The organism is Flavobacterium anseongense (assembly GCF_021608185.1).
In the GTDB taxonomy this organism is placed as follows: Bacteria; Bacteroidota; Bacteroidia; order Flavobacteriales; family Flavobacteriaceae; genus Flavobacterium; species Flavobacterium anseongense.
Map to the genome: position 1 here is coordinate 1 of NZ_JAKIHN010000046.1, position 231 is coordinate 231.

Genomic DNA, 231 nt, shown 5'->3' on the forward strand with positions numbered 1-231 from the left:
GCTGTTACGGCAGCACATCCACCACCAGCCGCAATGGTATAAGTAACGGTATAGGTTCCTGCAGTAGAAGTCGAAGGCGTAATGGCTCCCGTTGCAGGATTGATAGTCAGTCCGGCAGTAGAAGAATACACTCCACCGGTATAGGCTCCAGTTCCGGTTAGTGTCACGGATTGTGCCGTAGCCACAGAAGAACAAAACGGCGTTGCATAACTAATACTTGCTGTCGGCAGA

1 protein-coding gene is annotated in these 231 nt (G+C 51.1%); it reads right to left on the reverse strand.

Annotated elements, in window-relative coordinates:
- The coding region (locus tag L1S35_RS13295; protein WP_236401484.1) for a hypothetical protein at positions 1–231 on the reverse strand (231 nt) is incomplete at both ends.